The organism is Prochlorococcus marinus CUG1435 (genome assembly GCA_017644375.1).
Taxonomy (GTDB): domain Bacteria; phylum Cyanobacteriota; class Cyanobacteriia; order PCC-6307; family Cyanobiaceae; genus Prochlorococcus_A; species Prochlorococcus_A marinus_AH.
In genome coordinates this window covers 1,555,872-1,565,153 of record JAEPLP010000001.1, presented here as the reverse complement: position 1 = coordinate 1,565,153, position 9,282 = coordinate 1,555,872, and the positions used below count along the sequence as shown (strand labels likewise).

Annotated in this window: 14 protein-coding genes; 6 read left to right on the top strand and 8 right to left on the bottom strand. The window is 28.5% G+C overall.

Going from position 1 to position 9,282, the window contains the following annotated elements:
- The coding region (locus tag JJ844_08940) for a cell surface protein (GenBank protein MBO6975803.1) at positions 1-244 on the top strand (244 nt) is incomplete at its 5' end.
- Positions 245-377: 133 nt separating this feature from the next.
- Here the strand turns inward: JJ844_08940 and JJ844_08935 are convergent.
- The gene (locus JJ844_08935; GenBank protein MBO6975802.1) at positions 378-857 is read right to left on the bottom strand and encodes a glutathione peroxidase; all 480 of its coding nucleotides are present in this window, start codon (positions 855-857) and stop codon (positions 378-380) included.
- Positions 858-1,003: 146 nt separating this feature from the next.
- On the opposite strand from JJ844_08935, the gene JJ844_08930 reads away from it, so the two are divergent.
- The 3 genes from JJ844_08930 (at position 1,004) to JJ844_08920 (ending at position 2,727) form a co-directional block, all read left to right on the top strand.
- A complete protein-coding gene (locus JJ844_08930) occupies positions 1,004-1,246 on the top strand; it encodes a lectin subunit alpha (protein MBO6975801.1) in 243 nt (80 codons plus the stop codon).
- An 11-nt stretch (positions 1,247-1,257) separates the two neighbouring features.
- The gene (purT, locus tag JJ844_08925; GenBank protein MBO6975800.1) at positions 1,258-2,433 is read left to right on the top strand and encodes a formate-dependent phosphoribosylglycinamide formyltransferase; all 1,176 of its coding nucleotides are present in this window, start codon (positions 1,258-1,260) and stop codon (positions 2,431-2,433) included.
- Positions 2,434-2,526: 93 nt separating this feature from the next.
- Positions 2,527-2,727, top strand: a complete 201-nt coding sequence (locus tag JJ844_08920) for a hypothetical protein (GenBank protein ID MBO6975799.1) — start codon at positions 2,527-2,529, stop codon at positions 2,725-2,727.
- Between the two features lie 14 nt (positions 2,728-2,741).
- Here JJ844_08920 and JJ844_08915 read toward each other — a convergent pair whose 3' ends face one another.
- The 7 genes from JJ844_08915 to JJ844_08885 form a co-directional block, all read right to left on the bottom strand.
- On the bottom strand, positions 2,742-2,903 hold the full coding sequence (locus tag JJ844_08915) for a photosystem II reaction centre N prot (protein ID MBO6975798.1): 162 nt from the start codon (positions 2,901-2,903) through the stop codon (positions 2,742-2,744).
- 401 nt (positions 2,904-3,304) lie between these two features.
- Entirely contained in the window at positions 3,305-5,911 is a 2,607-nt protein-coding gene (gene pepN / locus JJ844_08910; GenBank protein MBO6975797.1) for an aminopeptidase N, read from the bottom strand.
- Positions 5,912-5,961: 50 nt separating this feature from the next.
- Positions 5,962-6,243, bottom strand: a complete 282-nt coding sequence (locus JJ844_08905) for a hypothetical protein (GenBank protein MBO6975796.1) — start codon at positions 6,241-6,243, stop codon at positions 5,962-5,964.
- 156 nt (positions 6,244-6,399) lie between these two features.
- Positions 6,400-7,116 (bottom strand): MBL fold metallo-hydrolase, encoded by a 717-nt coding sequence (locus JJ844_08900; protein MBO6975795.1) that lies wholly within the window; start codon positions 7,114-7,116, stop codon positions 6,400-6,402.
- A gap of 66 nt (positions 7,117-7,182) precedes the next feature.
- Positions 7,183-7,485 carry a hypothetical protein gene (locus JJ844_08895; GenBank protein MBO6975794.1) on the bottom strand — a complete coding sequence of 101 codons (303 nt, stop codon included), beginning with the start codon at positions 7,483-7,485 and terminating at the stop codon, positions 7,183-7,185.
- 45 nt (positions 7,486-7,530) lie between these two features.
- Complete coding sequence (locus tag JJ844_08890; GenBank protein ID MBO6975793.1) at positions 7,531-7,716, bottom strand: hypothetical protein; 186 nt, start codon at positions 7,714-7,716, stop codon at positions 7,531-7,533.
- A gap of 107 nt (positions 7,717-7,823) precedes the next feature.
- Positions 7,824-8,204, bottom strand: coding sequence for a DUF393 domain-containing protein (locus JJ844_08885; protein ID MBO6975792.1), 381 nt, complete (start codon positions 8,202-8,204; stop codon positions 7,824-7,826).
- 130 nt (positions 8,205-8,334) lie between these two features.
- On the opposite strand from JJ844_08885, the gene JJ844_08880 reads away from it, so the two are divergent.
- Both JJ844_08880 and JJ844_08875 read left to right on the top strand, forming a co-directional pair.
- Positions 8,335-8,541 (top strand): hypothetical protein, encoded by a 207-nt coding sequence (locus JJ844_08880; protein ID MBO6975791.1) that lies wholly within the window; start codon positions 8,335-8,337, stop codon positions 8,539-8,541.
- Positions 8,542-8,644: 103 nt separating this feature from the next.
- Positions 8,645-8,914: a hypothetical protein gene (locus JJ844_08875; protein MBO6975790.1), complete on the top strand. Its 270-nt coding sequence runs from the start codon at positions 8,645-8,647 to the stop codon at positions 8,912-8,914.
- The last annotated feature ends 368 nt before the right edge of the window (positions 8,915-9,282 follow it).

Below are 9,282 nucleotides of genomic sequence, written 5' to 3'. Positions count from 1 at the left end.
GGCAGAGGAATCAAAAGAAAGTGAAGTTAAAGAAGAAAGTATAGAGCCAGAAGTAAAGGCAGAGGAATCAAAAGAAAGTGAAGTTAAAGAAGAAAGTATAGAGCCAGAAGTAAAGGCAGAGGAATCAAAAGAAAGTAAAGTTAAAGAAGAAATAGTAGAGGCAAAAGTAAAATCAATTAAACCAAAAAAAAGAACTGTTAAAGATGAAATAATAGACGTAGAATTTGATTCTGATAATAAATAAGATTTAAATTAAAGATCACTATTAAGAGCTGAATACTAAAAAAGTATATTTTTTTAGAATAATTTGGTTATTTTTTTAATTAAATATAAAGGGACTTTAATTTTAATATTTTAATTTGAATTAAAGGAGATTGTTATGAATCTAAAGCTACTTCGATAGCTGCAATTAGGTTTTCATCAAACGGTTTAACGCTTGGTTTGAATCTTGCAATTACTTTACTATCTTTTCCTATCAGAAACTTCTCGAAATTCCATTCAACATCTCCTTCAGGTTCAACTTTGTTAAGGGTTGTGTATGGTTCTGTGGTATTCCCTTTGGCATGAACTTTTTCATAGATTTCAAACTTTACGCCATATTTTGTTGTGCAAAAATTTTTTATTTCTGAAAGAGAGTCAGGTTCTTGTTTTCCAAAATCATTACAAGGGAATGCAAGTATTCTTAGGCCTTTGCTTGAATATAAATCATGTAGCTTTTGAAGATCCTGATACTGAGCAGTATTTCCGCAATAACTCGCTACATTAACAACTAAAATAACTTCACCTGAATATTCCCCGAGTTTTATGGATGATCCGTTCGCGGAAAGAACAGTAGTATTTTGTACGTCAACTTGCATGTCTAAAAAAAATCACCCTTTGAAGATAGCATTGTATAGACTTTATTGTGTTTAATTTATATGCTGGTTTTGGTTATTTCTTTTATAAGTTTTAATTTTTCATTTATTTAACCCTTTATAATTAATATTATTAATCAGTTTAAATTTTGGACCCTTTAGACCCACTTACTGAAATTATTTATTCCGGTCAAGGTTTTTCACCTGCAATTGCTTTAGAAAGAATTATTTGGGCAATGATTGGAATCTTTTTTTTAGGAGCAATTTCAAAATCAATAACTAGTAGCATGCGAAGTCAAAATTGGTTAGGTAGAAATTTTTTATTTAGTTATTCTAAAGATAAAAAAATTGCAGATGATACATCTTCACAACCTTCTGGGGATGATGAATAAGTTTTATATATATGAAAGAATCAATTTTTTCTAAAAAGAGAATTTTATTGCTCGGTAGTGGAGAGCTTGGAAAAGAATTAGTAATAGAATCCAAAAGATTAGGATTAGAAGTTATTGCTATTGATCGATATGAAAAAGCACCTGCAATGCAAGTTGCTGATTATTCAAGAGTAATTGATATGGGAGATAAAAATATTTTAAAAAATGTTATAAAAGAATTTAAGCCTGACTATGTTGTCCCAGAAATAGAGGCACTTTCAATTGAAGCCTTAAAAGAACTAGAGGAGGAAGGATTCAAAATTGTTCCCAATGCCAGAACTGTAGAAATTACAATGAATAGAGATAAAATTAGAGACTTAGCTTCTAGAGATTTAAAAATTAAAACTGCAAAGTTTGATTATATTTTTGAATTTGATGATTTAGAAAAAAAAGCAGATGAAATTGGATTCCCACTTTTACTTAAGCCTTTAATGAGCTCTTCAGGAAAGGGACAGAGTTTGGTTGAAACAAAAAATGATTTACAAAATTCTTGGGAACAGGCACGAGCAAATTCAAGAGGAAAGGTTAAAGGTGTAATTATTGAAGAATTTATTAATTTTGATTTTGAGTTTACTCTTCTAACTGTAAGAAAGGAAAATGGTGAAAATATTTTTTGTTTACCAATTGGACATCTTCAATCTAATGGAGACTATCAATGTAGTTGGCAACCTATAGAGATCAAGGAGTCCTTAATTATTGAAGCTAAGAGAATGACAAGTAGAATATTAAATAACCTTAATGGGGCTGGATTATACGGAGTAGAGTTTTTTATAAAAGGAAGTGAGGTTATATTTTCAGAATTATCTCCAAGACCACACGACACTGGTATGGTTACATTAGTTAGTCAAAATATTAATGAATTTGAATTACATTTAAGGGCTTTTTTAAATTTACCAATACCGCATATAGATCTAATAGAACCCTCTGCAACCAGAGTTATTCTCTCTAATCAAGAGTATCTAAATCCTATTTATGAGGGGCTTAATGAAGCATTAGAATTTGAAAAGACTAAAGTGCTCATTTTTGGTAAACCGGTTTCCAGAAAAGGCAGAAGAATGGGTGTTGTTCTCTCATCAAATTCTGACATAAATTTGGCTAGAAAAAATGCAGATGAAGCTGCTCGTAAAATAAAAGTCAGTACAACATAAATATTAAATAAAAATAACGAAAAAAATACTTATTTCCTTTGTTTTTGTTTTATGTCTCTCTGGGTATTATTTGGGTATCTTCTCTATTTCACAATGATAGAAAATTATAAAGGTTGGGATATAACTTTAAATTGGGATAATAAAGATTATCTACTGAGGGATACTACTAAAAGTAATTTTTTTAATCAAAAGGAAAAATGGATTGGTGTTCACCTAAATGGTAAAAAAATCTATGGTTCTTCCCTAAAAGAAATTAGGCATATTATTGATTATCCTAGTTTGCATGCAAAGTAGTTTAAAAATTTTTTTTAATTATCCTGATTATTTTCATTGTCTTCAATTAGTTCATTAGCGAGTTTTCTTAAATCTCCCTTAATCGAGACCCATGTAAAGGCGATTATAAAAATTGAAGCAGATATTGCAACGGTGATTTTTTCGATAGGTGACATTCCAAGTGCAATAGCAAACATTTCAAACCAAATACTAATTTTTTATTATATTGAATCTTTTTAAATAGTTAGAATCAAATTTTTTTTTGCAATGATATTTAATTATTCAAAATATAATAAATAAAATTTAAATTACTTATTTTATATATTGTTTCTGATTTCAATTCTATTCAGTAAGATTTAATTATGGAAAAAAAAAAGTGCCCCCAATGTAAAAATTTAATTTTAATAACTTCCCCAACTTGTTTATATTGTGGCAGACCTAATAAATTTATAACAAAGGAATACGTAAATAAAAAGTGGAATAAAGATAATAATAAAAATGTATTTGATTATATTTTTATTAATAAGTATCTTGTATTTATTTTATTTTTAATATTTACAATTGTTATTATTATATTTAATTAAATAACATCAATTAATTACTCTATTATTGAATCTAATACTTCTTTAGTATTTGTTGATAGTTTATTTTTTTTAATCTGCTTTATTGTTTCTACCATATTATTTTTGTAAGGGTCTGAATAATAATTGTATCTACTAAATACTTTCACAAAACGGGAAACTACGATTGGATTTAATTTATCAAAATCAATTATCTTTTTTGCAATATATTTATAACCAGAACCATCAATTGCATGAAAAGTACTATTTCTTGTTACGAAAGAATTTAATATAGCTCTTAAAGTGTTCGGTGATTTTGAATCAAAAAACTTATTTTCAAATAATTTTTCAATGCTGCATGTTTTTTCATCAATTTCTATAGATGCATTGAATGAGAACCAACTATCCAAAACGACACTATTATTTTTCCATTTATTGAAGAATATATTTGAAATAAGTTTTCGTTCAGGACAATTAATCCTACTGAATGAATTCAATGCAGCTTTTGCTAGCGTCATTGAATTACTATCGACATAATTAATTATTTTACTTTTAATTTCCTCATCATGACTGTGTAATAGTAGTTTCCAAATAGTTTCGATTAGTTTTCTTTCATTTTTACCTTCAGGCCACACTTTATCTAGATTTTTCTCTATTTCTTCGAGCTTAAAATATAATTCTTTTTTTAATTTGATACCGAATAAATGATTTAATTCGTCAATAGTTTTATATATCTTTAAAGGATCTATATTTTCCATTTCCGATTCAATTTCAGCAAATGTCGGAATACTTAGTAATTCTGATAAAAGGGATAAATTAATATCTTTATTTTTTATAAATGATATTAAGGTCCTTATTAATTTATTTTCAATTTTATGATCTGGTTTTTCATCTAATCTACATAAAATAATTTTTTTATAAAATGCTTTTACAGTATTAGATAGTGTAAAAAAATCTTTTTCATATTTTAAGATTAGAAACTTTTCATCCAAGGCAGTGTCTGATTCCCACTCAACAGGTGAAGAGAATTCGCGAAAATAAGTTACTATAGGAATTTGGAGGTGAGATCTTATATTCCTAAAAATAAATTCTTGTTTTTTTGTTTTTAAAACAACCGTTTTTACTATCGTTTTATTTTCACTGCAAAATATAGCCAGATTTATAGGAATTATTAGAGGTAAATCATTATATGGGTTCTTCTTTATTGGATTACTTTGAGAGGCTTCAATTGTAAGTTTTTCGCTTTTTTGATCCCAGATTCTCTTAAATTTAATTTTTGGAGTCCCATTTTGCTTGTACCAGATTTTAAACTTTTCAGGATCGATTTCATTATTATGTTCTAAAATTTTATCGACAAATTGGTCTATTGTTGCTGCCTTTCCATCATATGTTGAGATGTAATTACTAAATCCTTTATAGAAATTTTCATCCTTTACAAGCTTATTAAGCATTCTAATTATTTCTGCTCCTTTCTCGTAAATCGTGGTCGTATAGAAATTGTCTATTTCTTTATATTTTATTGGCACTACAGGATGTGATGTTGGACCAGAATCCTCTCTAAATTGATTTCTTCTAAGAAATTTAGCATCATCAAGTCTCTTGATTTCGCGATCATGAACGTCTGCAGTGAATTGTTGATCTCTGAATACTGTTAGACCCTCTTTTAGAGATAGTTGAAACCAATCTCTACAAGTCACTCTATTCCCAGTCCAATTATGGAAGTATTCATGGGCGATCACGCCCTCAATTCTCTCTAATTCTTCATCAGTTGTTGTTTCAGAATTAGCGAGTATTAGTTTTGAGTTGAATATATTGAGACTTTTATTTTCCATTGCTCCCATATTAAAGTGCCTGACTGCAACAATATTGAATAATGACAAATCGTATTCAAGGTTATATTGATCCTCGTCCCACTTCATAGATTTCTGTAAGGAACTTATTGCATGTTGAACATATTTTTCATCGCCATACTCGACAAAAATATTTATTTTTACCTTTTTATTCGATTTTGTTATGAAATTGTCTTTTACACAATTAAGTTTTCCTGCTACCAATGCAAATAGATATGAGGGTTTCGGATATGGGTCTTCCCAAATTATTTCATGTCGATTATTTGCAAGATTATTTTCTTTTATGACGTTTCCATTTGAGAGTAAGACAGGATAATCATTCTTGTCTGCTTCAATTCTCACAGTGTATTTGCTTAGAATATCAGGCCTATCAGAGTGAAAACTTATTCTTCTAAATCCCTCTGCCTCACATTGCGTAGTTATAATTCCATTGCTCTCATACATACCTAAAAGGGACGTATTTTCCTTCGGTTTAATTACTCCTTCTATTTTTAATAAAAAATTATCTTTGTTTATATTTTCAATTTTCAAGTTATTTTTTTGCTGTTTGTAGTATTTCTTTCCCAGTAGTGAGTTATCTACAAATATTTTTTTTATTAATATATCCGTACCATCTAGAATTAGATTTCTGGTATTCTTATTTTTTTTTACCAATTTTAGTTTGGTCGTAACATTTACAGCATTTTTCTTAATTACGAAGTCCAAAAAGATTTCTGGAATTTCATAATCAAAAAGTTTGTAATCTTCAAGTTTCACATATCTTGAAATATTATTTTGGTTTTTTGGTTTGTTCATCTTTACAAAGAAGTTCAGAAGTTAAAAAATCTAGAATAGTTATTTTGAAATTATAAGTTTGACTTATCATCTTCTGTTTCACAAAAATGTGTTTTAATCTCCCCAGAAGGTAGTAGTTCGTATAAAGAAGGATTATTTATATCGGGCGAACCGTCCTTATTAAATTGATATCTCCAGTCCCATTTTTTATCTGTAAAGGAAATATAATCTTTTCTTAGAGAATATGGAAGCATGAGCTTTTTTTTATTCCAATTAATATTTATAAATGCGCCTGGCTTTAACTCAGATATCTTTTCTACTATGGAAAAGTCACCATTAATATTATTTCTCATAACAAGATTAAGCTTTGAATTTTCACATACATAGCTACTATTTAAAGCTAATAAAAGTATTGAGGTAATAAAAAATGAATGAATTTTTTGAGCTCCTTTTAAAGTAGATTTACTTTCAAGCTAAATAACTTAATTAAAAGATCTTTTTGGATCGATTTAAATCATAATAGATTGCATACTCTTTAGATCTACAAGATTACAATCTAATTCCTCTTCATAATCCTGAACTGAAATAAAATTATTTAAAAAACCTGAATATTTTGCATCTCCGCCTATGGTGCTTGAGAGTATATATTTTGGATTGAATTTGTTAATTAATTTAGGGATTACATCAGCACCTTTTACAAAAGAACCAACTAGGGGTAATTCTAAATTTTTTGTAGGAGTAATGACTGCATCAAGATTTTGCTTACTTAAATTTTCATCAAGATATCCATGGGGTTCTATATAAAACCCATTATCTTGATCGTCTTTAACAATATATCCGTTTTCTATTTGTGGCACTGGAGCCCCAGCAGTTGCTTCAAAACTTAAATTAAAAAGATTTGTCTTTTCAGTTGGCTTAAGCACTTTAATTGAACTAAAACATATTTTTTTTAATGTTTCAACAGCACTTTTAGGGCAAATTATAGGAATATCCTTTCTGAACATTTCTAATGTTGGAACATGACAGTGGTCAGGTAATCCTTGGGTTAACAAAATAATATCTATATTTTTATCCATTGAAATTTCTTCATCTAATGATCCTTTAAAAAACCACTCACCTGGAGGAAATATTAAATCTCCCTTGAGCCAAGGATCAATAATTAAATTGGTTTTTTTAAATTTTATAAGCCAACCGTTTGAACCTAGGTAGGTCGCTTCAAAAGTCATTATCAATTAATTGTTTTATTAGACTATAAGGTACTTTTGGCTTTATCGAGAAATTACTAATTTAGATTAGTTTGCTTCACTTAAGATTTGAAATGATTTTCTTTTTAGATTAAATATTAAAACTTGATTATCTTTATAATTAATCTCAAAATTTTCTTTCTCTAGCATTTGTATTGGTATTAGAGCTAATCCTCCTGTTCCTGAAAATATGATTGGCATGGTGCTATTTTTAGTCCCATTCATTTTTTGTAAGTCAATAGCTTGAGAAACTATTTTTCTGGCTTTATCAAATCCGTAGTCTTCTATTAATTCAGGCCATAAAAAGTTAACTAATTCATATTTCGAAAACTCAATTTGTACTGTTTTCATTAAAAAATAATAGATATATAGCGATTAAAAGATAAAAATATAAACTTAATTACTATTTTTAAACCTATCCATGACTAGTTGCAACATATCCACTACATCACCATCAGTTAAATTTAAATCCTTCTTCAAATCATTGCAAGTTAAATTCATTTCAAGTGCCGCTTCAGCCATATGATTAACTTTTTGGTTATCACCGCCCAATGAAATAAAGGGATTGAAGTTCTCTATCATTTAATACTTGTTGTTACCACCTAGTTCTAGCTAAGAAATAATCAATTATCATTTATTGATACAGAAGCTTATAAATATGTTATTTAATATTTAGAAAGTTTTTATTTTTAAACTAGGGATATTGATATACCTTTTGATATCAATGCAAATCTTCTGGCTCTGACTAGTAAAGGAAATATCAAATTTGTTCGTTTAGTTGATTTAAACACTCTAGAGAGTATCAAAAGTAAACTATTTGAGGGATTTTTTATCTGTTTGCAAATAGTGTTAATTGCATCTGCCCCATGAAAGATCTCTTCATCTTTCAGTAGAATGGCTCCTTTATCAAGATCATAGCCTTTATCTAGGAGGGATTTAATTAGAGTTAAATTTTTACGACCGTCCAAAATTTTAATATTATTTAACTTGCTTTTGATCTCAAGGAGCTCAGCAAAATGATTGCAGAATGGGCATTCTCCATCATAAATAAAGGTATAGTTGGAAGTCATTAGAAAAAAACAGTCTTGATGGTATTAAGGTGCGCCATAAAAATAGTAATGCCTCGATAATAAAACAAATAATAAAAATTTTGTGGATTTTTTAAAAGGATAGTTAAACGATTCTAATAATTACGAAGAAATGTCTCAATATAGGTATATTTTTCATAAAAATCTGTATGCTTACTCGGAGATATTATGTTTTAAAATCATGAATTTATTAGCTTCTTTTGCTTTAGGTGGTTTCAATCCTTGGGCAGCAGGCTTTGGAATTGGTTCTTTAGTCCTTTTTGGTCTTGTTGGTCTTGTTGCTGGTCCAAACCTAAAGAATTTTGACCCTGATGCATAAATCATCAAATTTAATATTGATTTTTAAAAGGCTCATTTGAGTCTTTTTTTATGCGGTTTTTTAAATTTATTTTTAGAATTAATCCAGATTATTTCCCCCAAAAATGTTGTTGAATCCTTTTTATCCATTTACTTTTCTAAAAATCTCTTCTCTTAAAGCCACTATTGTTTTTTTATCAATACTTTTAATTAAATCAAATTTGCTCAGATTAAAAGGGGGTCTAATAGGGGCTCTTTTTGCCTTGATACTCATATCGGGGATTTTTGCCTCTAGTACCATAGCTTTAGGATCTTTAGTTTATGCCTATCGACTAAAGAAGAAATCTAATTCTGATGATAATCAGATGCAGGATTTAGAAACTGTAAATGTTTAAGATATTTTGTGAATCAAATTAAGTTGGATAACCTAAAATGGAGTTCCAGGTACAAAATGCAAGACTAAAAATCCAAAGCCGGCAGCAAAAACTATTGATACTGCAATGATGAGAAGTCCCGATGCCATCCCCCCTTCGTTAAAAGCCATATAGTTAGTTATTTAAATTAATAATAGGACATTTTTGTTCCCAGGTAATAGTTCTAATTACTCATATATCATCCAAATTTATTGTTAATGGTGAATAAAAGTAAAAAGATGGAAGTTAATGAGATGATAAACCCAAATATTATTAATGGTTTAGATTTGACGTTTTCTTCTTTCTTAAGTTCACTTTTTGAAGAAGAAAAATTTCTATCTTTTTTTTTA